The organism is Nocardioides sp. Leaf285, assembly GCF_001422955.1.
In the GTDB taxonomy this organism is placed as follows: domain Bacteria; phylum Actinomycetota; class Actinomycetes; order Propionibacteriales; family Nocardioidaceae; genus Nocardioides; species Nocardioides kribbensis.
On sequence record NZ_LMNH01000001.1, the window covers coordinates 237690 to 262676 of the forward strand.

Here is a 24987-nt window from a genome sequence, read left to right on the forward strand (position 1 = left end):
CCCTAGGGTGACCCGAGTCACTTCACAACGGATCGTCCGGCACGTACCTGCCGGTGAAGGGAGCTGGTCATCATGGCCTCAGTGACGTTCGAGAAGGCACAGCGCTGGTACCCCGGGGCGGACAAGCCCGCGGTGCCCGGCATCGACCTGGAGGTGCGCGACGGGGAGTTCATGGTCCTCGTCGGCCCGTCGGGGTGCGGCAAGTCCACCACCCTCCGCATGCTCGCCGGGCTGGAGGAGGTCAACTCCGGCACCATCCGCATCGGCGACCGCGACATCACCACGATGCCGCCCAAGGACCGCGACATCGCGATGGTGTTCCAGAACTACGCGCTCTACCCCCACATGACCGTGGCCGAGAACATGGGCTTCGCGCTCAAGATGGCCAAGGTCCCCACCGCCGAGCGCGACAAGCGCGTCAAGGAGGCCGCCGCCATCCTCGGCCTCGAGGAGTACCTCGAGCGCAAGCCCAAGGCGCTCTCCGGCGGTCAGCGCCAGCGCGTGGCCATGGGCCGTGCGATCGTGCGCCAGCCGCAGGTCTTTTGCATGGACGAGCCGCTGTCGAACCTCGACGCCAAGATGCGCGTGCAGACCCGCACCGACATCGCCCGGCTGCAGGCCGACCTCGGCGTCACGACCGTCTACGTCACCCACGACCAGGTCGAGGCCATGACCATGGGCGACCGCGTCGCGGTGATGAAGGACGGCTACATCCAGCAGGTCGACACGCCCCTGGCGCTCTACGACCGGCCCGCCAACCTCTTCGTCGCCGGCTTCATCGGCTCCCCGCAGATGAACCTGCTGGAGGCCACCGCCGTCGAGGGCAAGGCGCAGATCGGCGACTACCAGGTGCCGGTCGACCCGACCGCCGCCCAGGTCATGCGCGGCAACGTCACGGTCGGCGTGCGCCCCGAGTCGTGGCGCATCGTCGGCGAGGGCGAGGGCGGCCTGCCCGTGCGGGTGACGGTCGTCGAGGAGCTCGGCGCCGACGCCTTCGTCTACGGCACCAGCGGGGTGGAGGGCACGCCCAACAACATCATCGTGCGCGTCAACGGCCGCGACCACGTGCACAAGGGCGAGACGATCTACGTCACGACCGACCCCCAGCACGTGCACGTCTTCGACACCGACACCGGGGAGCGGCTCTCCGCCTGAGCCGCAGGCCCCCAACGTACGACGAGACCGGCGCGTCCCCCGCGGGGGGCGCGCCGGTCTCGCGTCGTGCGGGTCGGCTCAGCCCGGGGTGGGCTCGAGGGCCCGGGCGGGCACCTCGCCGGCGTGGTCGTGGTCGATGGTGAGGTTCTCGCCCGTGCTCGGGTCGAAGAGGTGCATCTTGGAGGTGTCGACCCAGATCTCGGCCTCGTCGCCCTCCGCGATCCGGCTGGAGCCGTCGAGCCCGACCACCAGCTGGGTGCGCAGCGACTCCCCGTCGAGGTCGCGCTCGAGCTGCTGCAGCTGCTGCTGCACCTCCGGCGGGGCCTCGAAGGGGATGTAGGCGTAGGCCTCGTTGCCCAGCCACTCCACGACCTCGACGGTCGCGCGGAAGGTGGAGCCCTCGCGCCCGGCGTCGACCACGGAGGCGTCCTCGAAGGCCTCGGGGCGGATGCCCGCGATGAGCAGGCCCTTGCCAGCGACCCGCTCGGCCTTCTCGGCCGAGATCTGCACGCTGCCGAAGGGCAGCGTGACGGTGGTGCCGTCGACCTCGGCGGGCAGGAAGTTCATCGGCGGGGAGCCGATGAAGCCGGCCACGAAGAGGTTGCACGGGTTGCCGTAGAGCTCGCGCGGGCTGGCCAGCTGCTGGAGCAGGCCGCGCTTGAGCACCGCGACGCGGTCGCCCAGGGTCATCGCCTCGGTCTGGTCGTGGGTGACGTAGACGGTGGTGATGCCCAGCTTCTTCTGCAGCCGCGCGATCTCGCTGCGCATCTGCCCGCGCAGCTTGGCGTCGAGGTTCGACAGCGGCTCGTCGAAGAGGAAGGCGTCGGCGTCGCGCACGATCGCGCGCCCCATCGCCACCCGCTGGCGCTGGCCGCCCGAGAGGTTGGCCGGCTTGCGCTCGAGGTGCTCGTCGAGCTCGAGGGTCTTCGAGGCCTCGCGCACCTTGGCGTCGACCTCCTCGTCCTTGGCCCCGGCCAGGCGCAGCGGGAACGCGATGTTCTCGTAGACGCTGAGGTGGGGGTAGAGGGCGTAGTTCTGGAAGACCATGGCCAGGTTGCGGTCGCGCGGGGCCAGGTCGTTGACCCGCTTCTCGCCGATGACCATGTCGCCGGAGGTGATGTCCTCCAGACCCACGATCATCCGCAGCAGCGTCGACTTCCCGCAGCCCGAGGGGCCCACGAGGATGACGAACTCCCCGTCGGCGATGTCGATCGACACGTCGTTCACGGCCGGGAAGCCGTCGCCGTACTTCTTGACGATGTTCTTCATCTGGATGGAAGCCACGACGAGGTCACCCCTTCACCGCGCCGGACGTCAGCCCGGCCACGATCTTGCGCTGGAAAATCAGGACGATGATGACGATCGGGATCGTCGCGATGACGGCTCCCGCGGCCAGCAGCGAGGCCGGCCGGTTGAACGGGTCGGCGCCGACGAAGAAGGACAGCGACGCCGGGATGGGCCGGGCCGCCTCCGTCGAGGTCAGGGTGATGCCGAAGACGAAGTCGTTCCAGGCGAAGAAGAACGTCAGGATCGCCGCGGTGAAGACCCCGGGCGCCGCGAGCGGCACGATCACCTTGCGGAAGGCCTGCCACGACGTGGCGCCGTCGACCTGGGCCGCCTGCTCCATCTCCCACGGGATCTCGCGGAAGAAGGCCGACAGGGTCCAGATCGCCAGCGGCAGCGTGAAGGACATGTAGGGGATGATCAGGCCGGGCCAGGTGTCGTAGAGCCCGATCGCGCGCCACATGTCGAACAGCGGGCTGACCAGCGAGACCACCGGGAACATCGCGATGGCCAGCGCCGTGGTCAGCACCAGCTTCTTGCCGCGGAACTCCAGGCGGGCGATGGCGTAGGCGGCCAGCGTCGCCAGGATCACCGACAGCGTGGTCGAGATCAGGCTGATGCCCAGGGAGTTGACGATCGCGCGGCGGAACTGGTCGTTGCCCCAGGCGTCGCGGTAGTTGTCGAGGCCGGCGAACGCGCCGTCGGCCGGGAAGAAGCCCGGGCTGCCGTTGGTGACCGCGACGGCGTCCTTGAAGGACAGCGAGACGATCCACACCACCGGCAGCAGGCACCACACGAGGATCAGGCCGACGCCGACCACGAGTCCGATCTTCTGCTTCATGCCGCTCACCCCTCTCCTCGTGCCTTGGCCAGGTCGACCCGGAACAGCTTGACGATCAGGAAGGCCACCAGCAGCACCGAGAGGAACAGCAGCACCGACAGGGCCGAGCCCATGCCGAGCTGGAACTGCTCGATGGTCTGGCGGTAGACCAGGAACGAGATCGACTCGGTGCCCACGGCACCGCTGGTCATGACGAAGATGTTGTCGAAGATCCGGTAGGCGTCGAGGGCGCGGAAGAGCACCGCGACCATGATCGCCGCACGCATGTTGGGCAGGATCACCCGCCACAGCCGCTGCCACCAGGTGGCGCCGTCGACCTTGGCCGCCTCGATCATGTCGTCGCTGACCTGGGCCAGGCCCGCCAGCAGCAGCAGCGACATGAAGGGCGTGGTCTTCCAGATCTCCGAGACCATGATCGCGATGACCGCGGGCGTGGTCTCGCCGAACCAGTTGAAGGAGTCGCTGATCCCCGGCAGCCAGCCGTTGATGAAGCCGTTCTGGTAGGTGAACGCGAACTGCCAGGCGAAGCCGGAGACCACGGTGATGATGCCGTAGGGGATCAGGATCGAGGTCCGGATGATGCCGCGGGCGAAGACCACGCGGTGCATGACCATCGCGAAGGCGAAGCCGATCACCAGCTCGATGGCGACGGTGACCACCATGTAGAGCACGGTCACGCCGATGTCGCGCCAGAACAGCCCGTCGGTCAGGGCCGTGACGTAGTTGTCGATCCCGATGAACGCGCGGTCCTCGGGAGAGGTCAGCGAGTAGGTGTAGAACGACAGGTAGAGCGCGCGCAGGATCGGGAACGCCGTGACCAGCAGCATGATGACCACGGCCGGGGCGACCAGCCGCTGGCCGAGGCGCTGCTCGTGACGGGCCCGGTCGGAGAGCTCCGGGCGCTTGTCCTTGCGCCGGTCGCGACGGTTGTCGGTGGCCTCGCGCTCCTCGCCCCGGGCCGGGGGCGCCACGGCGCTCACAGCAGGGCCTCCGAGCGCAGGACCTCACGCAGGTAGTCCGCCGACTCGGCGGGCGTGGTGTCGGGGTCGACCTCGGTGGGGGAGTGCCACGAGGCTTGGATCGCACCCGAGATGAGGTTGTAGTAGGCGCTCTTGGGCCGCGGGGCGCCGGCCTCGAGGCTCTCCTGGAAGAGGGTCAGCAGGCTGGGGTCGAAGGCGTCGACGAGCTCCGGGGCGTCGTAGACCGACTGCCGCGAGGGCATCAGGCCGTCGGTGACGGCCAGCTGCTGCTGGGCCTCGGGGGAGGACACGCACTGCGCGGCCTCGAAGGCCCAGTCCTTGTTCTCGGTGAACTCCCCGACCGCGATGTCGATGCCGCCGACCGGGGGCCGGGACTCCTCGCCCTCGACGGTCTGGGGGTAGCGCGCCCAGCCCAGGTCGTCGAACTGCTCCTGGGTGAAGGCGCCGCCCTCGGTGGGCTCGTAGTTCTTGTAGACGAAGGTCCAGTTGGTCATGAACTCACCCGGCCCGTCGAACATGAAGGGCAGGCTGGTGCCCTCGCGGGAGACCGACAGGTCGGGCTGGGCGGCGCCCGACTCAGCGAGCTCCTGCACGACCGTGGCGGCGGCCCGGCCGGCCTCGGAGTCGATGTCGACCTGGGCCTCGCTGCCGGCCTCGGTGTCGGAGACGATGTCGCCCCCGGCGCCGGCGACCAGCGAGTTGATCCACACCATGTAGGCCTCGTAGCGGTCGGCCTGCACGCCGACGGTGCCGCCCTGGTCGGCGGCGGCCTCGATGACCTGCGACCAGGTGACCGGCCGGCTCATGTCGAGGCCGGCGGCCTCGGCCAGCGACTTGCGGTACCAGAGCACCTGGGTGTTGGCCCACTGCGGCGCGGCGTAGACGCCGTCGTCCCAGCGCACGGTCTCGGCGGGGCCGGAGAGCACGTCGTCGTCGACGACCTGCGAGGCCAGCTCCTCGGGCCACTCCGCGATCCACCCGGCGTTGGCGAACTCCGGCACGAAGACCGGGTCGAGGCTCATCAGGTTGGTCTCGGAGTCGGAGGCCGCGAGGCGCCGGGCCAGCTGCGTGCGCTGGTCGGTGGCGCCGGTGGGCAGCAGCTGGATCTCGATGTCGTAGTCGTCGGTGCTGCAGTCGGCGGCGAGCTGGGTGAGCGTGGCCTGGCCGTCGGGGTTGATGTACCAGTTCAGCACCGGCTTGCCGTCGCTGCCGCAGGCGGCCAGCAGGCTCGAGGCCAGCGCCAGGCCGGCCAGGCCCGCGATCGCGCGGCGCGGCCGTCGGGCCGCACGGGGGAGCCGGGAGCGGTGCGGGGGCGCGGGGAGGGGAGTGTCACCGCCCCCCGCGCTGGTGGAGGGTGGGGCGCTTCGATGCATGGGGGAGCCTCTCCGGTCCGGGGTGGTCCCACACGTCTAGTCCTCCCCGGTGCGGATGTCCACCCCTCCCACCGCGAGGGGTGAGCGGGCACCGGTGGCCGCGGCGGGCCGGGCCGGCGGGCCGGGTCAGTCCGGCCGGGCGCGGTCCGCCGTACGTCGGATCGCGGCGACGAAGGTCTCGAAGAGGGCGGGGGGCATGTCGTGGCCCATGCCGTCGACCAGCAGCAGCTCCGCGCCGGGCAGGGCGCGGGCGGTGGCGCGGCCGCCGGAGACGTGGACCATCTTGTCGGCCAGGCCGTGCACGACGACCGCGGGCGCCGTCACCGCGCGCAGGCGCGGGGCACGGTCGGGCTGGGTGAGGATGGCCAGCATCTGGCGCATCACGCCGTGGGCGCTGACGCCCCGGTCGAAGGTCTCCTCGGCGCGGGCGCGGCGCTCCTCCTCGGTCTGGGGGTAGGCGGGGGAGCCGATGAGCTGCCACATCTTCTCGCTGGAGCGCACGTAGGCCTCGCGGCCGGCGCCGGCCCGGGCGATCAGCGCCGGCAGGAGGGAAGGGTGCTGCCAGCCGACCGTGCGCTTGCCGGTGGTCGACATGATGCTGGCCACCGACCTGACCCGGGAGGGCTCGGCGATCGCGACCGTCTGCACGATCATGCCGCCCATCGAGACCCCGGCCAGGTGGGCCGACCGCACCCCGAGGTGGTCGAGCAGCGCGACGGCGTCGCCGGCCAGGTCGGCCATGGAGTAGGGAGCGCGCACCTTGGTGCCGGCGAAGGCCCGCACCAGGGCGGTGCGCCCGACCCGCCCGGGCATCCGGCTGGAGCGGCCGGTGTCGCGGTTGTCGTAGCGCACGACGTAGAAGCCCCGGCGTGCGAGCATGCGGCACAGCTCGGCGTCCCACCAGGTCATCGGGCCGCCGAGGCCCATCACGAGCAGCAGCGGCTCGTCGTCGGGGTCGCCGAAGGTCTGGTAGCACAGCTCGAGGTCGGGGCGCACCGGAGCGAGGAGCTCCTCGGAGACGGCCACGTCGTGGGCGTCGTCGGTGCGGTCGTCCTGCTGGGGCGTCCGGGAGGCCATGGCCCCAGTGAACCGCATGGGCCATACCGCCCCCCGAACGGACCCGATGGGGTGAGTGGGGTCACATACCGGCGTTACGTGGGCGTAACGTCGGAGCATGAACGACGCGACCCCCGGCTCGCTGGACCCCCTCGGCTCCTTCCTGCTGCCCGACGGCTTCCGCCGCCCGCCCCTCGTGGCGATGCTGCGGGAGGGCCGCGTGGTCGGGGAGGCCGGTCGCCACGTCGTGCGGTCGGTGGGCGAGCGGCGCGAGCGCCTGGGCCGGCCCTACGCGACGCGGGCGGGGGGCCGCGACGCCGACCCGGTGCTGCTCGTGCCCGGCTTCATGGCCGGCGACGGGTCGCTGCAGTGGATGCGCTCCTCGCTGCGCCACCAGGGCTTCCGCACCTACCGCTCGATGATCCACGTCAACATCGGCTGCACCCTGGCCGCGGCGACCCGCCTCGAGGCGCGCCTGGAGTCGATCGCCATTCGACGCGAGAGCCGCGTGCAGATCGTCGGGCACAGCCTCGGCGGCATGCTGGCGCGCGGCGTCGCCGTACGCCGCCCCGACCTGGTCTCGGGCATCGTCACCATGGGCAGCCCGATGCTGGCGCCCGGCGCCCACCACCGCGCGCTGAGCGCCGGCGTCGAGACCCTCGTGCGGCTCAGTCGCGCCGGCGTGCCCGGGCTGATGTCGGAGGAGTGCGTGGCCGGGGCCTGCGCGCGGGAGAGTTTCGAGGAGAGCCGCTCGCCGATGCCCGCGGGCGTGGGCTTCACCGCGATCTACTCCCGCCGCGACGGGGTCGTGGACTGGCAGGCCTGCGTCGACCCCGAGGCGCACGCCGTCGAGGTGCGCGCTTCCCACCTCGGCATGGCCGTCGACCCGCGCGTGGCCGCCGAGGTCGTCGCCGCCCTGCACCGCCACCGCGCCGGTGCCGCCGGCGAGCTGCAGGCGGCCGAGATCGCCTGAGCCCTCCGCCGCGGGTGGGCCGCGGGTGGGCTGCGGGTGGGACGTCATGCGGAGGGTGGAGGCGCATCCACGTCTCGTATGACGTCTGTCGCGGCCGAGCGGCGTGCCTGGGCCGCGGGTGGGCTGCGGGTGGGACGTCATGCGGAGGGTGGAGGCGCATCCACGTCTCGTATGACGTCTGTCGCGGGCCGAGCGGCGTGCGCGGGCCGCGGGTCGGCCGCGGGTGGGACGTCATGCGGAGGGTGGAGGCGCATCCACGTCTCGCATGACGCTCGTAGCCGCAGCCGCGGTGCTCAGCCGCCGAAGTCGATGGAGGAGAAGGCGCTCAGCTTCTGCAGCCGGTGCTCGGCGGTGATAGTGCGCACCGTGCCGCTGCGCGAGCGCATCACCAGCGACTCGGTGGTGGCGCCACCGGCGCGGTAGCGCACGCCGCGCATGAGGTCGCCGTCGGTGATGCCGGTGGCCACGAAGAAGCAGTCGTCGCCGGTGACCAGGTCGTCGGTCGACAGCACGCGGTCGAGGTCGTGGCCGGCGTCGAGGGCGCGCTGGCGCTCGTCGTCGTCGGTGGGCCACAGTCGGCCCTGGATGACACCGCCCATGCACTTGAGCGCGGTGGCGGCGATGATGCCCTCGGGCGTGCCGCCGATGCCGAGCAGCAGGTCGACGCCGCTGTCGGGGCGGGCCGCGGAGATCGCGCCCGCGACGTCGCCGTCGACGATGAACTTGATCCGGGCGCCGGTGGCGCGGATCTGCTCGGCCAGGTCGGCGTGGCGCGGACGGTCGAGGAGCACCACGGTGACGTCGGAGGGGCTGGCGCCCTTGGCCTTGGCCACGGCGCGGATGTTCTCCGAGACGGGGTTGCGGATGTCGACGACGTCGGCGGCCTCGGGGCCGGCGACCAGCTTCTCCATGTAGAAGACCGCGGAGGGGTCGTACATCGAGCCGCGCGGCGAGACCGCGAGCACGGCCACGGCGTTGCTCATGCCCTTGGCGGTCAGCGTGGTGCCGTCGATGGGGTCGACGGCGACGTCGCACTCCGGGCCGGTGCCGTCGCCCACGGACTCGCCGTCGTAGAGCATGGGGGCGTTGTCCTTCTCGCCCTCGCCGATGACGACGGTGCCGTTCATGCCGATGGTCGAGATCATCACGCGCATCGCGTTGACCGCGACCTCGTCGGCGCCGTTCTTGTCACCCCGCCCCACCCAGCGTCCGGCGGCCATCGCGGCCGCCTCCGTCACGCGCACCAGCTCGAGGGCCAGGTTGCGGTCGGGCGACATCGGGGCGACCCGGAGGGCCTCCGGCTCGGCGGGGTGCGGCGTGGGGCGGGTCATGGGCGCATGCTAGCGGTCCGGGGATAGGTCCTGACCGACGTCTCCTTCACCGTCAGCCAGACCTCGCGGCCCGGGTCGAGCCCGAGCTCGACCGCGGCCTCGGGCGTCACGTCGGCGATCAGCTCCTGCGCGCCGTCGGTGCGCGCGAGCAGGCGTACGGCGTCACCGTGCGGCACCACGCTGAGCACCGAGGCGCGCCACCGGTTGCGCGCCGACCCCTCGGGCGCGCGCAGCGAGACCGTGACGGCGCTGGGCGGGAAGGACCGGTTGGTGTCGGAGTCGGCGACGACGTTGAGCCCGACGAGGCGAGCGACGTGGTCGGTGAGCGGGTGGGCCGCCACGTCGCGGGGGGTGCCGGTCTGCGCGACGCGGCCCTCGTCGAGCACCAGCACCTCGTCGGCGAGGGTGAGCGCGTCGAGGGCGTGGTGGGTGACCAGCAGCGCCACCCCCGCGAAGTCGGCGAGGTGGCGGGCCAGCTCGATGCGCAGCGCGGTGGCCACGCCGACGTCGAGGCCGGAGAAGGGCTCGTCGAGCAGCAGCAGCTCGGGCTCGGTGGCCAGGGCCCGGGCGATCGCGACCCGCTGCGCCTGGCCCCCCGAGAGCTGGCGGGGCCGGCGCGCGGCGAGGTCGCCGACGCCGAGCCGGTCGAGCCACTCCTGGGCTCGGGCCCGCGCCGGGGTGCGGGCCCGGCCGCGGGCGCGCAGGCCGAAGGCGACGTTCTCCAGCGCGCTGAGGTGGGGGAAGAGCGACTGGTCCTGGAAGACCAGCCCGACGCGGCGGTGGCGCACGGCGAGCGGCGGGGCGGTCCAGCTGCGCCCGCCGACCTCGACCTCGCCCGCCATCGCGGTCGTGCCGGCGAGGGCGCCGAGCAGGGTGGACTTGCCCGCGCCGTTGGGTCCGATGACCGCGACCACCGACCCTGCGGCGGCGGTGACCTCGGCGTCGAGACGACCGGGCACCCTGACGCGGGCGTGCAGGCCGGCCCCGCCGGCGTCCTCGGGGCCGGTCACGAGGTGGTCAGCCATCGGTTGCGCAGGCCGGCGAGCACGCCGACGGAGACCAGCAGCAGGATCATGCTCAGCGTGCGGGCCACGGCGGGGTCGGCCTGGAGCTGGGTGTAGATCAGCGACGGCATGGTCTGGGTGGTGCCGGGGAAGTTGCCGGCGAAGGTGATGGTGGCGCCGAACTCGCCCAGCGAGCGGGCCCAGGCCAGCACCGCGCCGGCCACCACGCCCGGCATCGCCAGCGGCAGGGTCACCCGGCGGAAGGCGTGCCAGCGGGTCGCACCCAGGGTGGCCGCGACGACGTCGTACCGCTCGCCGGCCGTGCGCAGCGCGCCCTCCACGCTCAGCACGTAGAAGGGCATGGCCACGAAGGTGTGGGCGATGACCACGGCGGTCGTGGTGAAGGGCACGGTGAGGCCGGTGGTCTCGCGCAGCAGGGACCCCACGACGCCGTTGCGGCCCAGCGCGGTCACGAGCGCGACGCCGGCCACCACCGGTGGCAGCACGAGCGGCACGGCCACCGCCGCGCGCAGCACCGAGCGGCCGGCGAAGTCGACCCGCGCCAGCAGCCACGCCAGGGGGGTGCCCAGCACGAGGCAGGCGAGCACGGTGACCGCGGAGGTCAGCGCGGTGATCCTCAGCGCCGCGAGCACCGGCGCCGAGCCGAGCTGGTCGAGGAAGTCGCCCCAGGGGGTGTCGAGCACGAGGGTCACGAGGGGTACGACGAGCAGCGCCGCGGCCACCGCGCCGGGCACGACGAGCACCAGCGGCGGGCGGCCGAGGTGGGAGCCGGGGCGCGTGGTCGCCCCCGCGTCGGGGGGTGGGGTCACGGCTGCCCGAAGCCGGCGTCGGCCAGCACCTGCCGGCCGGCCTCGGAGAGCACCAGGTCGACGAACTCCTGGGCGAGCTCCGGGTCGCCGGCCTGGTCGAGCGGTGCGATGGGGTAGTCGGTGACCTGGTCCTCGGCGCCCGGCACCTCGAAGGTCTCGACCTGGTCGCCGGCCGCGACCGCGTCGGTCTCGTAGACGAAGCCGGCGTCGGCCTCGTCGTCGGCCACCTTGGCCAGCACCGCCTTGACGTCGACCTCGAGGCTGGCCGGCTGGGAGGTCACCCCCTCCTCGGCCGCGATGGCCGCCCAGATCGCGCCGCAGGGGGCGGTGTCGACGCACACGACGTAGGTGGCGTCGCCGTCGGCGACGTCCTCGAAGCCCGACAGGTCGGCCGGGTTGCCGGCCGGCACCGCCATGACCAGGGTGTTGGTGGCGAAGACCTGCGGATCGGCGGCCAGCACGTCGGCTGCGGTGTCCATGGTGCGGGAGTCGGCGGTGGCGAGGACGTCGGCCGGAGCCCCCTCGACGGCCTGCCCGGCGAGGGTGGCGGAGGAGTCGAAGGCCAGCTCCACCTCGACGCCCTCGTGGTCGGCCTCGAACTGCTCGGCCAGGGTCGTGAAGGTCTCGGTGAGCGAGGCGGCGGCCAGCACGGTGATCGTGGTGTCGCCCGCGCCGTCCTCCGCGCCGCCGGTGTCGCCGCTGCCGTCGGCGTCAGTGCCGCAGGCGGCCAGGGGGAGGACGAGCGCGACCGCGGCGGCCGTCGCGGCGAGGCGGCGGGTGGGGCGGGTGCGGCGGGGGGCGGTGCTGCTCATGTCTCGCTCCTGGTCTGCGGCGGCTGCGGGGTGGTGCGGGTTGCTGGGGTGGGCTCTGCGGTGGGGTCTTGCGGCGGGATCTGCGGGGCGGGTGCGGCCCGACCGACCTCAGGTGGGCCGCTCGACGACGACGTTGGTGGACTTCACCGAGGCGATGGCGCGCACGCCGCGCTCGAGACCCAGCTCGTCGGCGGCCTCGGCGCTCATCAGCGACACCAGCCGGTAGGGCCCGCAGACGAGGTCGACCTGCGCCATGACGGTGTCCTTCCTGACGCGGGTGACGATGCCCACGAGGCGGTTGCGCGCGCTCACCGCCGAGGCGCGGGTGCGCTCGCGGTCGGGCTCGTCGACCAGGGTCTCGGCCAGGCCGGCGAGGTCGGCGCCGGCGATGACCGCCGGCCCGTCGGGTCGCGTCGCCGCCACCCGGCCGGAGTCGACCCACCGGCGCAGCGTGTCGTCGCTGACCCCGAGCAGCTCGGCGGCGTCGGCGATCCGGTACGTCGTCACACCCGCATCATGCCTCATCCGCGGATGATCTGACCTACAAGCGCCCGCGTCAGCGGAAGAAACCCAACTTTGGGCCCGTGTCTGCGGTGGAAGGCGTCGGTGGCGGGTTTCGCCGGTCGGCTGGTGATACCCGCACCTGTCGGCCCACGCGTCGGCCGACAGGTGCGGGTCCGGGCCGACAGGTGCCCCGGTGCGGCGGCGGCGTACGACGGCGGGTTTCACTGGTCGGCTGGTGATACCCGCACCTGTCGGCCCACGCGTCGGCCGACAGGTGCGGGTCCGGGCCGACAGGTGCCGCGAGGCGGCGGTCACGAGGGGCCGCGCCAGGTCGGCTCGGGTCGGGACGGGGTCAGGTCAGGGCGAGGGCGGTGACCGCGGCGAGGAGCACGACCGGGGTGGTGGTCAGCGACCACGCGTGGAAGGTGCGCATCGACGGTGCGGCCGTGCTGTGGCCCAGGCCGCGGCGCCAGAGCAGGTTGGCCAGCGAGCCGGTGTAGGTCAGCCCGGAGCCGATGTTGAGGCCCAGCAGGGCGGCGAGCACGGCGTCGGTGCCGAGGGGGGCCACGAGCGGCACGACCAGCAGCGTCGCGCTGAGGTTGGTCACGAGGTTGGCCAGCACGGTGGCGACGAGCGCGACGACCAGCAGGTCGGTCCACGACGGCGCGCCGGAGGGGTCGGGCAGCAGGCGTCCCACCGCGTCGCCGAGCGGGCCGGTGGTCAGGGTCGCCACGACGACCCCGAGGCCGAGCACGAAGAGCGCGAACGACGGGTGGGTGGCGCGCCCCGCCTCGGGCCACGTCAGCAGCCCGCGGCGGGCGGCCCAGCCCACCAGCACCACCGCGGCCACCGCCGCGACCCAGCCCGGCTCGACGCCCAGCGGGGAGCCGACCGCGAAGCCCGCGAGCATGAGCGCCACGACGACCAGCGGCACGCGCTCCCAGGGCGGTGCGAGCGCGGCCGCGCCGCCGTCCTCGTCCGCACCGGCCTCGCCGACCGCGCCCGCACCGGGCCCGCCGACCGCGCCCGCCCTGGGCCTGCCGGCCGTGGCCGGGCTCAGCTCGCGGCGGAACAGCACGCGCAGCGCGACCCACTCGACGACCAGCACCACGACGAGCACGGGGGCCATGGCGAGGGCGAAGCCGGCGAAGGTGAGGTCGAGGTCGCGCATCGCCAGCAGGTTGGTGAGGTTGGAGACCGGCAGCAGCAGCGAGGCGGAGTTGGCCATGCGCAGGCAGGCCCAGGCCACCGGCCGCGAGGACCAGCCCGCGCCGCGGGCGGCGGCCACCACGACGGGGGTGACGAGCACGACGGTGGCGTCGAGGCTGAGCACGCAGGTGACGGCCGCGGCCAGCACGAAGGCGCCGAGCAGCAGCCGGCGCGGGTCGCCGCGGTCGGTGCGGCGTACGACGGCGGCAGCGGCGGCGAAGAGCCCCGCGCGGGAGCACACCTCGGCCACGACGAGCACGGCCGCGAGGAACACCACTACCGGGGCCAGGTGGGCCAGCGTGCTGCCCACCGCGTCGAGCCCGAGCCGACCCGTGGCCAGCGCGGCCAGCCCGGCGACGACCGCCACGGCGGCCTCGACGATCGGGCGGGGGTGGGCGTAGGCGGTGACCAGCAGCGCGAGGAGCGCGACCACGGCCACGACGTCGGCGAGGCTCCCGGCGAGGGCCTCCTGGATCTGCACCCGGCGAGCATGGCAGCCCACGGGGCGCCGTCGTACCGGTGGTCTGCCAGCATGGACACGTGAGCGAGACCCCCGGCACCCCGTCGCAGCCCGCGCCCGAGGGGCAGGCCACCGGCCAGGACCCCGGCCAGGGCGCCGGCCAGGGCGCCGGTCAGCCCCAGGGCAAGCCGGGTCGCTACCAGCGCACCACCGGCGGTCTCATCGGCTCGATGATCGTGCTGGTCGCGGCGGTGATCGGCATCGTGCTCTTCCGCGGCGCCTTCCGCGACACCCCGGAGTTCGAGCCGACCAGCGTCGACTACCTCAGCGAGGTCGTGCGCCCGGTGCAGGGCGCCGGCAGCGAGATCGTCTACCCCGCCGCGGTGCCCGAGGGCTGGATGGTCAACGACGTCACCTACACCCCCGGCGAGCAGCCGGTCTTCGAGCTCGCGCTGCTGACCCCCGAGGAGAGCTTCGCCGGTCTGCACGAGGAGGCCGAGGACGTCGACGACCTCGTCGAGGAGCTCGTCGACCCCGAGGCGGTCGAGGGCGAGGCGCTGGCCACCCCCGACTCCGACGTCGCCACGAGCTGGCAGACCTTCACCGACGAGGGCGGCGACACGGCCTACGTCGCGACCACCGGCAGCGGCGACGACGAGCGCACCGTGGTCGTCTACGGCTCGGCGACGCCCGAGGAGCTGCAGGAGCTGCTGGGCGAGCTCACCGTGGAGACCCTGCCCGAGCGCGGCTCGGGCGCCTGACGCGGTCTGCCGGGGCATCGGCCCCCGGGGTCGCGCCTCAGTCCTCGGAGCCCTCGCGGTCGGCGGCCACCACGGCGTCGAGTCGCTGGCGCGCGCCGTCGAGCCAGTCCTGGCAGACCCGGGCCAGGTGCTCGCCGCGCTCCCACAGGGCGAGCGACTCCTCCAGGGTCGTGCCGCCCGCCTCGAGGCGGCGCACGACCTCCACGAGCTCCTCGCGGGCGGCCTCGTAGGACGGGGTCTGCGGCTGCTCAGGCATCGGTGGGCTCCTCGAGGCGGGTGGTGCGGGTGGTGGTGGCGTGGATGCGGCCGTCGGCGACGCGCACGGAGACCTCGACGCCCGCGGCCCCGGTGGACCCGGCGCCTCCGGCGGCCAGGTCGTCGACGGAGGTGACGACGCGACCCTCGGCGTCCTGCAGGACGGCGTAGCCGCGGCGCAGGGTCTCCAGCGGGGAGAGGGCGCGGGCGCGGGCGCGCTGGTGGCCCACGTCGTCGGCGGCACGGTCGAGGCGGTGGCCCAGCGTGCGGCGGGCCCGCTCGAGCAGGGCGTCGAGCTCGGCGGAGCGGGCGTCGAGCAGGGTGCGGGGGTCGGCCAGCGCCGGGCGCGAGCGCAGCGCGGCGAGCCCCTCGGCCTCCCGGCGCAGCCAGGCGTCGAGGGTGGAGCGCACCCGGTCGCGGGCCCAGGCCACGCCGCGGGCCTCCTCGGCCACGTCGGGCACGATCAGCTTGGCGGCGTCGGTGGGCGTGGAGGCGCGCACGTCGGCGACCAGGTCGAGCAGCGGGGAGTCGGGCTCGTGGCCGATCGCGGAGACCACGGGGGTGCGCATCGCGTGCACCGCGCGCAGCAGGGCCTCGTCGGAGAAGGGCAGCAGGTCCTCGACCGCGCCGCCGCCACGCGCGACGACGACCACGTCGACGTCGGCGTGGCGCTCGAGGCGGCCCAGCGCCTCGATCACCTCGCTGGCGCACCGGGGACCCTGCATCGCGGCGTAGGCCGTCTCGAACTCCACCGCCGGCCAGCGGCGACGCGCGTTGTCGACCACGTCTCGCTCGGCGGCCGAGCCGGGCGCCGTGACGAGGCCCACGCGGGTGGGCAGGAAGGGCGCGGGGCGCTTGAGCTCGGCGGCGAAGAGGCCCTCGGCGGCCAGCAGCTGGCGGCGCCGCTCGAGGCGCGCCAGCAGCTCGCCCAGGCCGACCATGCGGATCTCGCGGGCGTAGAGCGAGATCGTGCCGCGGTTGGCGTAGTAGGACGGCTTGGCGTGCACGACGACACTCGCGCCCTCGACCAGGGGAGGGTTGAGCCCGTCGAAGAGGGTGCGCGAGCAGGTCACGGTCACCGACAGGTCGGCCACGGCGTCGCGCAGGGTCATGAAGACGGTCTGGACGCCGGGGCGACGGTTGACCTGGGCGATCTGGCCCTCGACCCAGATCGCGCCCAGCCGGTCGATCCAGCCGGCGATGGCGTTGGCGACCTGGCGCACCGGGGCCGGCGACTGCGCGGAGGTCTCCATGGCCATGCGAGGACCCTAGGCGACGGTGGGGACACCACGACGGACAGCACGGGGCACAGCACGACGGTCAGCACGGGGGACAGCACGGGACACGGCCCGGGGTACGGCGCCGACCCCTCCCGGCGGCCCGCCGGGAGGCTCCCCGCGGCCCGCCTAGGATGGGGCCATGAGCACCGACATGGGGATGCCCCCGATCCTGTCGCCCGACGAGGCCGAGAAGGCCGTCCTGCTGGCGGCACCGCGGGGCTACTGCGCGGGCGTGGACCGGGCGGTCGTCACCGTGGAGCAGGCGCTCGACCTCTACGGCGCCCCGGTCTACGTGCGCAAGCAGATCGTGCACAACAAGCACGTCGTGGCCGACCTCGAGGCGCGGGGCGCGATCTTCGTCGAGGAGCTGGTCGAGGTGCCCGAGGGCGCCACGGTCGTCTTCTCCGCCCACGGCGTCTCGCCCGAGGTGCACCGCCAGGCCGAGGAGCGCACCCTCAAGACCATCGACGCCACCTGCCCGCTGGTCACCAAGGTCCACCACGAGGCCAAGCGCTTCGCCGCCGACGACTACGACATCCTCCTCATCGGCCACGCCGGCCACGAGGAGGTCGAGGGCACCGCGGGCGAGGCCCCCGAGCACATCCAGCTCGTCGAGAGCCCCGCCGACGTCGCCGGCATCGTCGTGCGCGACCCCTCCCGCGTGGCCTGGCTCTCCCAGACCACGCTCTCGGTCGACGAGACCCTCGAGACGGTCGCCGCGATCCGCGAGCGCTTCCCCGAGCTGCTCGACCCGCCGAGCGACGACATCTGCTACGCCACCCAGAACCGTCAGCTCGCGGTCAAGGAGATCGCCCACGGCTGCGACCTGCTGATCGTGGTCGGCTCCGGCAACTCCTCCAACTCCGTGCGCCTGGTCGAGGTGGCCCTCGAGGCCGGCGCCAAGGCCTCCTACCGCGTCGACGACGCCTCCGAGATCGACGAGGCCTGGCTCGACGGCGTGCGCACCGTCAGCGTCACCTCCGGCGCGAGCGTGCCCGAGAGCCTCGTGCAGGGAGTCCTCGCCTACCTCGCCGAGCGCGGCTACCCCGACGCCAAGGCCGTCCACAGCGCTGAGGAGTCGCTCATCTTCTCCCTGCCCAAGGAGCTGCGCCGCGACATGAAGGCCGCGGCCCGCGCGCTGTAGCCCCTCGGACGGGACCCCGGACGGCGCGGGAGGGTGCTCGGGTGAGGCTGCACGACGACGAGCTCGCGGTCGACGAGCCCCTGGTGCGCCGGCTGCTCGCGAGCCAGCACCCGCACCTCGCCGACCTGCCGCTGCGGGCGCTCGGCGGCGGCGGGCAGGCGTCGGGCTCCTCCAACCGGCTGTTCCGCCTCGGTGACGACCTGCTGGTGCGCCTGCCCCGCCAGCCCGGCGGGTCGCGCGCGCTGGAGACCGAGCGGCGCTGGGGACCGCTGGTCGCGGCCGCGCTGCCGCCCGGGGTCGTCGTGCCCGATGTGGTGGCGAGCGGGTGCCCCGGGGAGGGCTATCCCGAGGCCTGGTCGGTGACGCGGTGGATCGAGGGCACCCCGCCGGCGGTGCCGGCGCTCGCGGCGTACGCCGGGTCGTCGGGGCCGCTGGCGCGCGACCTGGCCGCGGTCCTGCGGGGGCTGCGGGACGCCCAGGTGCCGGCGCAGGCCGTGGCCGACCCGGCGCTGCGGGGCTACCGCGGCGGCCGGCTGGGCGACCTCGACGACGACCTGCGCGAGACGGCGGCCGTGTGCGCCGCCCTGCCCGGGTGGTCCGACCTCGGCCTCGACCTCGACCGCGTGCTCCTCGTCTGGGAGAGCGCGCTGGTGGCGGAGGCGGCGCTCGAGGCCGCCGGGCCGGTCGCGGAGGGCTGGCTGCACGGTGACCTGCTGGCCGAGAACCTGCTCGTGCGCGGGGGCCGACTCGCCGCCGTGCTCGACCTCGGCGGGCTCGGGGTCGGCCGGCGGGCCGTCGACCTGGTCGTGGCGTGGGAGGTGCTCGACGCCCCCGGTCGCGCCCTGCTGCGCGAGCTGCTCGACGTCGACGAGGCGACGTGGCGGGTCGGCCAGGGCTGGGCGCTGCTGCTGGCGCTCATCACCATCCCCTACTACGGGCGCACGATGCCCGCCCGCTGCGCCGCTCGCCGGGCGATGGCCGCCGCGGTGCTGGACGCGGTGGTCGACGTGGTGGTCGTCGTGGGGCCGGTCGTGGGGCCGGTCGTGGGGCCCGGCTGAGTCAGGCGTGGGTGCGGCGGCGGGGCCAGACGACGAAGCGGTAGGCGCAGAAGTTGAGCACGATGACGACGCAGATCGCGCCGAGCTTGGCCAGCAGCACCGCGTCGTCGCCGAGCACCGCGAGCAGGGCGTAGATGACCAGCGGCTGCACGAGGAAGAGCACGGTGCCGGTGCTCGCCACGAAGCGCACGGCGTCGCCGAGCCGCAGCCGCTCGGCGCGGAAGGTCAGCAGGCCGTTGACCACGAAGCTGAAGGTCATGCCCGCGGCGGTCGAGACCACGTTGGCCAGCACGATGCCCAGGGTGTCGTGGAGCAGCCAGAAGAGTCCGACGTCGATGCCGGTGTTGACCGCGCCGACCGCCACGAAGCGCACCAGCGTGCTCTCGTGCAGCGTGCGCAGACGCTCGCGTCGCGACGGCGCGCTCGGGGTGGCGCTCGGGGTGGCGCTCGGGGGCCCGCTCGCGGGATCGCGCGGTGGCACGGGCTGCGGGGCCGGGTGAGAGGAGGTCAGGACACGCTCCCGTGCTGGGTACGGAGGTCGGGCTGGGTCTGCGGCAGCGAGCGTACGCCGGAGTGCTCGCCGCGGGCGGTGAGGGCCAACGAGTAGAGCGGACGACCCTGCACCTGGGTGTAGGTGCGCCCGACGTAGCTGCCGATGACGCCCATCATCACCAGCTGCAGCCCGGCGAGCAGGAACATCCCCACCCCGAGGAAGGCCCAGCCGGGCACCGAGTCCTCGGGGCGCAGCAGCCGCACCGAGGCGACGTAGGCCGCCATGACGACGCTGAGCGCCGAGAGCGCGAAGCCGAGCCGCGTGATCATGCGCAGCGGGGCGGTGGAGAAGCCGAGGATGCCGTTGGCGGCGAAGGCCAGCATGCGCCCCAGCGGGTAGCCGCTGGTGCCGGCGTGGCGCTCGTCGCGGTCGAAGAGCAGCGCCTCCTGGCGGAAGCCGACGTGGGCGACGATGCCGCGCAGGAAGCGGTCCTGCTCGCGGTAGCGGGCCACCTCGGCCACGACGCGGCGGTCCATGAGCCGGAAGTCGCCGACGTCGCGGGGGATGTCGACCGAGGCCAGCCGGTCGAGCACGCGGTAGAACGCCCAGGCCGTGGTGCGCTTGAAGAGGGTGTCGCGCCGCGAGCGGCGCTGGGCGTAGACGACGTCGGCCCCGTCCTCCCACAGCCCGACCATCTCCAGGCTGACCCGGGGCGGGTCCTGGAGGTCGGTGTCCATGACGATGACCGCGTCGGCGTCGCCAGCGGCGTCGAGGCCCGCGGTGACCGCGATCTGGTGCCCGCAGTTGCGGGCGAGGTCGAGCACGCCGACGCGCGGGTCGTGGCGGCGCAGCTCGAGCAGCCGGGCCAGCGACTCGTCGCGGCTGCCGTCGTTGACGTAGAGGAACTCCCAGTCGAGGTCGTCGCGGACGGCGGTCGCCTCGGTGAGAGCGGCGTGGAAGGGCGCGACGTTCTCGGCCTCGTCGTAGACCGGCAGCACGTAGGTCACCTTCGGACGCGGGGTGTCGGGGGTGCGGACGGGCAGGGCGCGGGGGCTGGTGCGGGCGGGCATGGCCGGGTCCCTTCGCAGGCGGGTCGGGGCTGGGGGGTGGTCTGGTCCCAGTCAGCCCGGGTCACCTCTGCGTGGGCTGTGAGCCGCCCCCGGACCCGCCGTGAGTGGCGCGCGGATGCTGTGGGCCGGGGCGGCGTAGTCTCGAGCGGTGGCGAGGTACGTGGACATGCACCCGGACAACCCCCAGCCCCGGCTCCTGGCCCAGGTGGTGGAGGCGCTGCGCGACGACGCGCTGATCGCCTACCCGACCGACTCCGGCTACGCCCTCGGCGCCCAGCTGGGCAACCGCGAGGGGCGCGACCGGATCCTGCGGATCCGCGGCCTCGACGAGCGGCACCACTTCACGCTGGTGTGCCGCGACTTCTCCCAGCTGGGCCAGATGGTGCACGTCGACAACTCGGCCTTCCGCGCCATCCGCGCGGCGACGCCGGGGCCCTACACCTTCATCCTGCCGGGCACCCCCGAGGTGCCGCGACGGCTGCTGCACCCCAAGAAGAAGACCGTCGGCGTGCGCATCCCCGACCACGTGCTGGTGCAGGCGCTGCTCGCCGAGCTCGGGGAGCCGCTGCTGAGCAGCTCGCTGATCCTGCCCGGGGAGTCCGAGCCCCGCACGAGCGGCTGGGACGTCAAGGAGGAGCTCGACCACCAGGTCGACCTGGTCATCGAGGCGGGGGAGACCCCGGCGGAGTCGACCACGGTGGTGGACTGGTCCGAGGGGGCTCCCGAGGTCATCCGGCGGGGTGCCGGGGACCCGGACCGCTTCGCCTGAGGTCACCGCGGCCGCCCGGGCCGCCCGCGCGCTGCTCCAGCCACGCGGTGGCCCAGCCGGGGAGGGGTGCGCCGGTGCGGCGTACCTGGTTGCGCGCGGCGAGGGCCAGCAGGCACAGGGCGTAGCCCACGACGAGGGCGAGGCTGTGGTCGGCCAGCCCGGTGACGACGACCTGCACCACGCCGTCGCCGGGGTCGGCCAGCGCGCCGGGACGGGTCGCGCCGAGCATCGCGAAGACGCCGACCATGAGCAGAGGCGGCAGGACGCCGACGGTGAAGAAGTCGCGGGGACGCACCAGCAGGGCCAGCGCGAGGGCGAGCGCGACGAAGGCGAGGTCGAAGAGCCAGCCGATCACGGCCGCGCCGACCAGCAGCTCGACGGCGGAGGCGGTGAGCAGCACGGCCACGCCGAGCGCGACCATCTCGTGCGCGGGAGCGCGACCTTCCTCCCACAGGGTGTGCGACGTCATCGCCTGATCACCTCACTGCCTCGGTGACGGGCCGGGAGCGACCGGTCACCACGCCACGCTAGGGCGCTCGTCGGGCTCCTCGGGGGCGGCGCGCCGGTCGACGGCGCGCAGCTCCACGGTGCGCGGCGTCGGCAGCGGGTCGTCGGTGACGCCCAGGTCGGCGAAGCGGCGGGTGGTGACGAGCACGCGCGACTCCAGCGAGCCGACCGCGGAGTTGTAGTGGCCGACCGCGGCGTTGAGGGAGCGGCCGACGTGGTCGAGGTGGCCGCCCAGCGTGGCGACCCGGGAGTGCAGGTCGCGCCCGAGGCGGTGGATCTCGGCGGCCCGCTCGGCGAGCACCTCGTGGCTCCAGCCGTGGGCCACGGTGCGCAGCAGCGCGATGAGGGTGGTCGGGGTGGCCAGCACGACCTGCCGCTCGGCGGCATGCTCGATGAGCCCGGGGTCGGCCTCGAGCGCGGCGGCCAGGAACGACTCGGCCGGCACGAAGAGCACCACGAACTCCGGGGTCTCGGGCAGCGAGCGCCAGTAGGCCTTCGACGACAGCAGCGCCACGTGGGCCCGCAGCTGGCGGGCGTGGCGCTGGAGGTGGGCGGCGTGCTCGGTCTCGTCGTCGGTGGAGGTGGCGTCGAGGTAGGCGTCGAGCGGGACCTTCGCGTCGATGACGACGTGGCGCTCGCCCACCAGGTGCACCACCAGGTCGGGGCGCCGGGCGCCGTCGTCGAGGCGGTGCTGCTCGCTGAAGTCGCACCGGTCGACCAGGCCGGCGAGCTCGACGGCGCGGCGCAGGTGCAGCTCGCCCCAGCGCCCGCGCACCTGCGGCTTGCGCAGCGCCGTGGACAGCGACTGGGTCTCGCGGCGCAGCACGTCGGTGGAGTGGCGCACGTCGGCCACCTGCTCGCGCAGCTGGCCCTGCCACGTCGAGCGCTGGTGCTCCAGGTCGACCAGCTGGTCGCTGAGCCGGTCGAGCCCCTGCATCACCTCGGCCTGCTCCACCAGCCCCTGGCCCAGCGCGCCCACGTGCTCGGGCCGCGACCGGGCCCACAGCACCCCCAGGGCCATCCCGAGGCCCAGCCCCAGCATCAGCCCCGCCCCGAGCACCCCCAGCACCGTCGTGATCTCCATGCCCGCAGCATGCGGCACGCCACCGACAGTGGGGTGGGGGCGGGCGGGGGCGGTCGCGGGTTTCACCGGCCGGCTGGCGAAACCCGCACCGGTCGGCCGACGCGTGGGCCGACAGGTGCGGGTCCGGGCCGACCGGTGGGGCTGAGGGGACGGGTGGGGCTCGGCGCTCGGCGTCCCCCCGGGGCGCGGTGGGGTGCGGGACGTGGCGGCGTACGACAGATCGGCCAGGCCCGGGGCGTCGTCTGCCGCCACTTCCGGCTGGAGCCTCCGGTACGGCGACCACCGCGGCGCGTCACGCGGCGGGGGCGGTCGCGGGTTTCACCAGCCGGCTGGTGAAACCCGCACCGGTCGGCCGACGCACGGGCCGACAGGTGAGGGTCCGGGCCGACCGGTGTGACAGGAGGGGCTCAAGGGGCGGCTCGCGGGCGGGGCCGGCCGGGGCGGGTGGGGCTTAGTCGGCGAGGTCGACGACGACGGGGGCGTGGTCGGAGGCGCCGGTGCCGGCCCGCTCGTCGCGGTCGATGAAGGCGCCGGTGGTGCGGGCGGCCAGGCCGGGGGAGCCGAGGACGAAGTCGATCTTCAGGCCGCGGTCGCGCTCGAAGCGCTGGCGGTAGTAGTCCCAGTAGGTGTAGCCGGGGGCGTGCTCACGGGTGACCTCGGCGTAGCCGTCGTCGAGGAAGCCCTGGAAGGCCGCGCGCTCGGGCGGGGTGACGTGGGTGGAGCGGCGGAACTGCTCGATGTCGAAGACGTCGGAGTCGAGCGGCGCGATGTTCCAGTCGCCGACCAGCGCGGTGTCCTCGCCCAGCCAGGAGCGGGAGGCCTCGCGCAGCCGCGCCAGCCAGTCGAGCTTGTAGACGTAGTGCGGGTCGTCGGGCTTGCGGCCGTTGGGCACGTAGAGCGACCACACCCGCACCCCGCCGCAGACGGCGCCGATCGCGCGGGCCTCGGGCGCCACGGGGTCGCCGTAGCCCGGCATGCCCTCGAAGCCGACCTGCACGTCCTCGAGACCGACGCGGCTGAGCAGGGCCACGCCGTTCCACTGGCTGTAGCCGACCGAGGCCACCTCGTAGCCCAGCGACTGCAGCCCCATGAGCGGCAGCTGCTCCTCGCGGGCCTTGGTCTCCTGCAGGGCCAGCACGTCGACGTCGTGGCGCTGCACGAAGGCCTCGACGCGCTCGATGCGGGAGCGGAGGGAGTTGACGTTCCAGGTCGCGAGGCGCACCCCGACAACCTAGGCGCCGCCACCGACGCCGTGGGTGCCCGGGTGGGCGCCCGGGTGGGCCCTGGTCCGGCGGGCCCGGGTCGGGTACGCCGACGCGTCGGCGCTCCGGCCGGTCGGCGCCCCAGTCGGTCAGCGCACCAGCGCGGAGACCCCGGCCAGCAGCCGGTCGACGTCGTCGTCGCTGCTGTAGGCCGCGAGCCCGGCGCGCACAGCCCCGTCGTCGCCGAGCCCGAGGCGCCGGGAGGTCTCGAGGGCGTAGAAGTTGCCGGCGGGGGCGTTGACGCCGAGCGCCCCGAGGTGGGCGTGCACCTGGGGGCCGGGGTGGCCGGCGACGGAGAAGAGCACGGTGGGCGTGCGGTGGGCCGGGGAGCCGACGAGCGTGACGCCGGGCAGCGCGGCGAGGCCGTCGAGCAGCCGGGCCAGCAGCGTCTCCTCGTGGCGCTCGACGGCGCCCATCGAGGCCACGACCCGCTCGCGCCGGGTCAGCTCGGCGGGCACCGAGGAGGCCTCGGCGAGACCGGCGACGTAGTCGACGGCGGCGGTGACGCCGGCCAGCAGCTCGTAGGGCAGCGTGCCGAGCTCGAAGCGCTCCGGCACGGCGTCGGTCGAGGGGAGCAGCTTGTCGGGGTGCAGCCGCTCCAGCAGCGCGGGCGGCGCGGCGAGCACGCCGAGGTGCGGACCGAAGAGCTTGTAGGGCGAGCAGACGACGACGTCGGCGCCCAGGGCGGTCGCGTCGACGGCCGCGTGGGGCACCAGGTGGACGGCGTCGACGTACGACAGCGCCCCGACCTCGCGGGCGGCGCGGGTGACGGCGGCGACGTCGGGGCGGGTGCCGATCAGGTTGGACGCCGCGGTGACCGCGACCAGCCGGGTGCGGGGGCCGATCGCGGTGGCGGGGTCGTCGAGCTCGCCGGTGACGGGGTCGAGGTCGAGCCAGCGCACGGTGGCGCCGGCGCGCTCGGCGGCGACCACCCAGGGCCTGACGTTGGCGTCGTGGTCGAGGCGGCTGACCACCACCTCGTCGCCGGGCGCCCACCCGCGGGCGAGCGTGCGGGCCAGGTCGAAGGTCAGCTGGGTCATCGAGCGGCCGAAGACGACGCCGGCCGGGTCGGCGCCGAGCAGGTCGCCGGCGGCGGCCCGGGCGTCGGCCACCACCGCCTGCGTACGACGCTCCGTGGCGGTGCCGCTCCCACGCTGTCCCAGGCCCGCGGTCATCGCGCCCGCGACGGCGTCGGCCACCGCGCGTGGCACCTGCGAGCCGCCCGGCCCGTCGAAGTGGGCCACCCCCAGCGACAGCGCCGGGAAGTCGTCGCGGATCGGTCGCAGGACGGGTGCGTGGCTCATGGGGCCGAACCTACGCACCACCTGCGCGCGATCGGCCGGACGGCCCCGATGCGCCCGCGGGACACGCCTGCGCGACCCGGCTGCGCGACTCGGGTGCGCGACCCGTCTGCGCGACCCGGGTGCGCGACCTGGCTGCGCGACCCGCCCGGGCTCGACCCGCTCGCGCGACGCCTCCGCTCGAACCGCCT

General features: G+C 74.2%; 25 protein-coding genes. 6 read left to right on the top strand and 19 right to left on the bottom strand.

The features are described from left to right. The first annotated feature begins 72 nt into the window (after positions 1 to 72). Complete coding sequence (locus ASF47_RS01225) at positions 73 to 1155, top strand: ABC transporter ATP-binding protein (RefSeq protein WP_056862211.1); 1083 nt, start codon at positions 73 to 75, stop codon at positions 1153 to 1155. A gap of 78 nt (positions 1156 to 1233) precedes the next feature. Here ASF47_RS01225 and ASF47_RS01230 read toward each other — a convergent pair whose 3' ends face one another. The 5 genes from ASF47_RS01230 to ASF47_RS01250 form a co-directional block, all read right to left on the bottom strand. Beyond that, entirely contained in the window at positions 1234 to 2439 is a 1206-nt protein-coding gene (locus ASF47_RS01230; protein WP_056862212.1) for an ABC transporter ATP-binding protein, read from the bottom strand. Between the two features lie 7 nt (positions 2440 to 2446). Then, positions 2447 to 3280, bottom strand: a complete 834-nt coding sequence (locus ASF47_RS01235) for a carbohydrate ABC transporter permease (RefSeq protein WP_056862863.1) — start codon at positions 3278 to 3280, stop codon at positions 2447 to 2449. Positions 3281 to 3285: 5 nt separating this feature from the next. Then, complete coding sequence (locus ASF47_RS01240; RefSeq protein WP_235557664.1) at positions 3286 to 4260, bottom strand: carbohydrate ABC transporter permease; 975 nt, start codon at positions 4258 to 4260, stop codon at positions 3286 to 3288. Beyond that, on the bottom strand, positions 4257 to 5633 hold the full coding sequence (locus ASF47_RS01245) for an extracellular solute-binding protein (RefSeq protein ID WP_056862213.1): 1377 nt from the start codon (positions 5631 to 5633) through the stop codon (positions 4257 to 4259). Before ASF47_RS01245 ends, ASF47_RS01240 begins: the two co-directional genes overlap by 4 nt. Before the next feature lie 126 nt (positions 5634 to 5759). Beyond that, positions 5760 to 6710, bottom strand: a complete 951-nt coding sequence (locus ASF47_RS01250; protein WP_165699014.1) for an alpha/beta fold hydrolase — start codon at positions 6708 to 6710, stop codon at positions 5760 to 5762. A 97-nt stretch (positions 6711 to 6807) separates the two neighbouring features. Here ASF47_RS01250 and ASF47_RS01255 point away from each other — a divergent pair, with 97 nt between their 5' ends. Continuing rightward, the gene (locus ASF47_RS01255; RefSeq protein ID WP_056862214.1) at positions 6808 to 7662 is read left to right on the top strand and encodes an alpha/beta fold hydrolase; all 855 of its coding nucleotides are present in this window, start codon (positions 6808 to 6810) and stop codon (positions 7660 to 7662) included. 293 nt (positions 7663 to 7955) lie between these two features. On the opposite strand, the gene glpX is transcribed toward ASF47_RS01255, so the two are convergent. The 6 genes from glpX to ASF47_RS01285 all read right to left on the bottom strand — a co-directional run bounded on the left by glpX (position 7956) and on the right by ASF47_RS01285 (position 13833). Next, positions 7956 to 8993, bottom strand: coding sequence for a class II fructose-bisphosphatase (glpX, locus tag ASF47_RS01260; protein ID WP_056862215.1), 1038 nt, complete (start codon positions 8991 to 8993; stop codon positions 7956 to 7958). After that, positions 8990 to 10018, bottom strand: a complete 1029-nt coding sequence (locus ASF47_RS01265; RefSeq protein ID WP_056862216.1) for an ABC transporter ATP-binding protein — start codon at positions 10016 to 10018, stop codon at positions 8990 to 8992. The genes glpX and ASF47_RS01265 overlap by 4 nt, the downstream gene beginning before the upstream one ends. Continuing rightward, positions 10000 to 10827 (bottom strand): ABC transporter permease, encoded by an 828-nt coding sequence (locus ASF47_RS01270; protein ID WP_056862217.1) that lies wholly within the window; start codon positions 10825 to 10827, stop codon positions 10000 to 10002. Before ASF47_RS01270 ends, ASF47_RS01265 begins: the two co-directional genes overlap by 19 nt. Then, positions 10824 to 11639 carry a molybdate ABC transporter substrate-binding protein gene (modA, locus tag ASF47_RS01275; RefSeq protein ID WP_056862218.1) on the bottom strand — a complete coding sequence of 272 codons (816 nt, stop codon included), beginning with the start codon at positions 11637 to 11639 and terminating at the stop codon, positions 10824 to 10826. The genes ASF47_RS01270 and modA overlap by 4 nt, the downstream gene beginning before the upstream one ends. Before the next feature lie 108 nt (positions 11640 to 11747). Next, the gene (locus ASF47_RS01280; RefSeq protein ID WP_200918913.1) at positions 11748 to 12146 is read right to left on the bottom strand and encodes a TOBE domain-containing protein; all 399 of its coding nucleotides are present in this window, start codon (positions 12144 to 12146) and stop codon (positions 11748 to 11750) included. Between the two features lie 349 nt (positions 12147 to 12495). Continuing rightward, positions 12496 to 13833, bottom strand: coding sequence for an SLC13 family permease (locus tag ASF47_RS01285; RefSeq protein WP_056862220.1), 1338 nt, complete (start codon positions 13831 to 13833; stop codon positions 12496 to 12498). Positions 13834 to 13892: 59 nt separating this feature from the next. On the opposite strand from ASF47_RS01285, the gene ASF47_RS01290 reads away from it, so the two are divergent. Beyond that, positions 13893 to 14573 (top strand): DUF4245 family protein, encoded by a 681-nt coding sequence (locus ASF47_RS01290; RefSeq protein ID WP_056862221.1) that lies wholly within the window; start codon positions 13893 to 13895, stop codon positions 14571 to 14573. 37 nt (positions 14574 to 14610) lie between these two features. Here ASF47_RS01290 and ASF47_RS01295 read toward each other — a convergent pair whose 3' ends face one another. Together ASF47_RS01295 and xseA are read right to left on the bottom strand one after the other, a co-directional pair. Then, positions 14611 to 14829, bottom strand: coding sequence for an exodeoxyribonuclease VII small subunit (locus tag ASF47_RS01295; RefSeq protein ID WP_056862222.1), 219 nt, complete (start codon positions 14827 to 14829; stop codon positions 14611 to 14613). After that, positions 14822 to 16087 (bottom strand): exodeoxyribonuclease VII large subunit, encoded by a 1266-nt coding sequence (gene xseA / locus ASF47_RS01300; RefSeq protein ID WP_056862223.1) that lies wholly within the window; start codon positions 16085 to 16087, stop codon positions 14822 to 14824. The genes ASF47_RS01295 and xseA overlap by 8 nt, the downstream gene beginning before the upstream one ends. A 160-nt stretch (positions 16088 to 16247) precedes the next feature. Here xseA and ASF47_RS01305 point away from each other — a divergent pair, with 160 nt between their 5' ends. After that, positions 16248 to 17252: a 4-hydroxy-3-methylbut-2-enyl diphosphate reductase gene (locus ASF47_RS01305; protein ID WP_056862224.1), complete on the top strand. Its 1005-nt coding sequence runs from the start codon at positions 16248 to 16250 to the stop codon at positions 17250 to 17252. A 41-nt stretch (positions 17253 to 17293) separates the two neighbouring features. Next, complete coding sequence (locus tag ASF47_RS01310; RefSeq protein ID WP_056862225.1) at positions 17294 to 18310, top strand: phosphotransferase; 1017 nt, start codon at positions 17294 to 17296, stop codon at positions 18308 to 18310. A gap of 1 nt (position 18311) precedes the next feature. Here ASF47_RS01310 and ASF47_RS01315 read toward each other — a convergent pair whose 3' ends face one another. Then, positions 18312 to 18791, bottom strand: a complete 480-nt coding sequence (locus ASF47_RS01315; RefSeq protein WP_056862226.1) for a GtrA family protein — start codon at positions 18789 to 18791, stop codon at positions 18312 to 18314. Between the two features lie 26 nt (positions 18792 to 18817). Next, the gene (locus ASF47_RS01320) at positions 18818 to 19873 is read right to left on the bottom strand and encodes a glycosyltransferase family 2 protein (RefSeq protein ID WP_082499886.1); all 1056 of its coding nucleotides are present in this window, start codon (positions 19871 to 19873) and stop codon (positions 18818 to 18820) included. Between the two features lie 148 nt (positions 19874 to 20021). Here ASF47_RS01320 and ASF47_RS01325 point away from each other — a divergent pair, with 148 nt between their 5' ends. Beyond that, the gene (locus ASF47_RS01325) at positions 20022 to 20642 is read left to right on the top strand and encodes an L-threonylcarbamoyladenylate synthase (RefSeq protein WP_056862227.1); all 621 of its coding nucleotides are present in this window, start codon (positions 20022 to 20024) and stop codon (positions 20640 to 20642) included. Here ASF47_RS01325 and ASF47_RS01330 read toward each other — a convergent pair. The 4 genes from ASF47_RS01330 to ASF47_RS01345 all read right to left on the bottom strand — a co-directional run bounded on the left by ASF47_RS01330 (position 20602) and on the right by ASF47_RS01345 (position 24799). Beyond that, positions 20602 to 21111, bottom strand: coding sequence for a DUF6542 domain-containing protein (locus ASF47_RS01330; protein WP_156697677.1), 510 nt, complete (start codon positions 21109 to 21111; stop codon positions 20602 to 20604). The two genes, ASF47_RS01325 and ASF47_RS01330, sit on opposite strands and share 41 nt — an antisense overlap. A gap of 45 nt (positions 21112 to 21156) precedes the next feature. Further along, entirely contained in the window at positions 21157 to 22233 is a 1077-nt protein-coding gene (locus ASF47_RS01335; RefSeq protein ID WP_056862228.1) for a DNA recombination protein RmuC, read from the bottom strand. A 451-nt stretch (positions 22234 to 22684) separates the two neighbouring features. Then, on the bottom strand, positions 22685 to 23455 hold the full coding sequence (locus tag ASF47_RS01340; protein WP_056862229.1) for an exodeoxyribonuclease III: 771 nt from the start codon (positions 23453 to 23455) through the stop codon (positions 22685 to 22687). 129 nt (positions 23456 to 23584) lie between these two features. Beyond that, positions 23585 to 24799: a cysteine desulfurase-like protein gene (locus tag ASF47_RS01345; RefSeq protein WP_056862230.1), complete on the bottom strand. Its 1215-nt coding sequence runs from the start codon at positions 24797 to 24799 to the stop codon at positions 23585 to 23587. Positions 24800 to 24987 lie beyond the last annotated feature (188 nt).

What these genes read in the sequence shown, in the direction of transcription:
- ASF47_RS01225 (WP_056862211.1), top strand. Translation starts at nt 73, where the DNA reads ATGGCCTCAGTGACGTTCGAGAAGGCACAGCGCTGGTACCCCGGGGCG.
- ASF47_RS01235 (WP_056862863.1), bottom strand. Translation starts at nt 3,280, where the DNA reads ATGAAGCAGAAGATCGGACTCGTGGTCGGCGTCGGCCTGATCCTCGTG.
- ASF47_RS01245 (WP_056862213.1), bottom strand. Translation starts at nt 5,633, where the DNA reads ATGCATCGAAGCGCCCCACCCTCCACCAGCGCGGGGGGCGGTGACACT.
- ASF47_RS01250 (WP_165699014.1), bottom strand. Translation starts at nt 6,710, where the DNA reads ATGGCCTCCCGGACGCCCCAGCAGGACGACCGCACCGACGACGCCCAC.
- ASF47_RS01255 (WP_056862214.1), top strand. Translation starts at nt 6,808, where the DNA reads ATGAACGACGCGACCCCCGGCTCGCTGGACCCCCTCGGCTCCTTCCTG.
- glpX (WP_056862215.1), bottom strand. Translation starts at nt 8,993, where the DNA reads ATGACCCGCCCCACGCCGCACCCCGCCGAGCCGGAGGCCCTCCGGGTC.
- ASF47_RS01265 (WP_056862216.1), bottom strand. Translation starts at nt 10,018, where the DNA reads ATGGCTGACCACCTCGTGACCGGCCCCGAGGACGCCGGCGGGGCCGGC.
- modA (WP_056862218.1), bottom strand. Translation starts at nt 11,639, where the DNA reads ATGAGCAGCACCGCCCCCCGCCGCACCCGCCCCACCCGCCGCCTCGCC.
- ASF47_RS01295 (WP_056862222.1), bottom strand. Translation starts at nt 14,829, where the DNA reads ATGCCTGAGCAGCCGCAGACCCCGTCCTACGAGGCCGCCCGCGAGGAG.
- xseA (WP_056862223.1), bottom strand. Translation starts at nt 16,087, where the DNA reads ATGGCCATGGAGACCTCCGCGCAGTCGCCGGCCCCGGTGCGCCAGGTC.
- ASF47_RS01305 (WP_056862224.1), top strand. Translation starts at nt 16,248, where the DNA reads ATGAGCACCGACATGGGGATGCCCCCGATCCTGTCGCCCGACGAGGCC.
- ASF47_RS01320 (WP_082499886.1), bottom strand. Translation starts at nt 19,873, where the DNA reads ATGCCCGCCCGCACCAGCCCCCGCGCCCTGCCCGTCCGCACCCCCGAC.
- ASF47_RS01330 (WP_156697677.1), bottom strand. Translation starts at nt 21,111, where the DNA reads ATGACGTCGCACACCCTGTGGGAGGAAGGTCGCGCTCCCGCGCACGAG.
- ASF47_RS01335 (WP_056862228.1), bottom strand. Translation starts at nt 22,233, where the DNA reads ATGGAGATCACGACGGTGCTGGGGGTGCTCGGGGCGGGGCTGATGCTG.
- ASF47_RS01345 (WP_056862230.1), bottom strand. Translation starts at nt 24,799, where the DNA reads ATGAGCCACGCACCCGTCCTGCGACCGATCCGCGACGACTTCCCGGCG.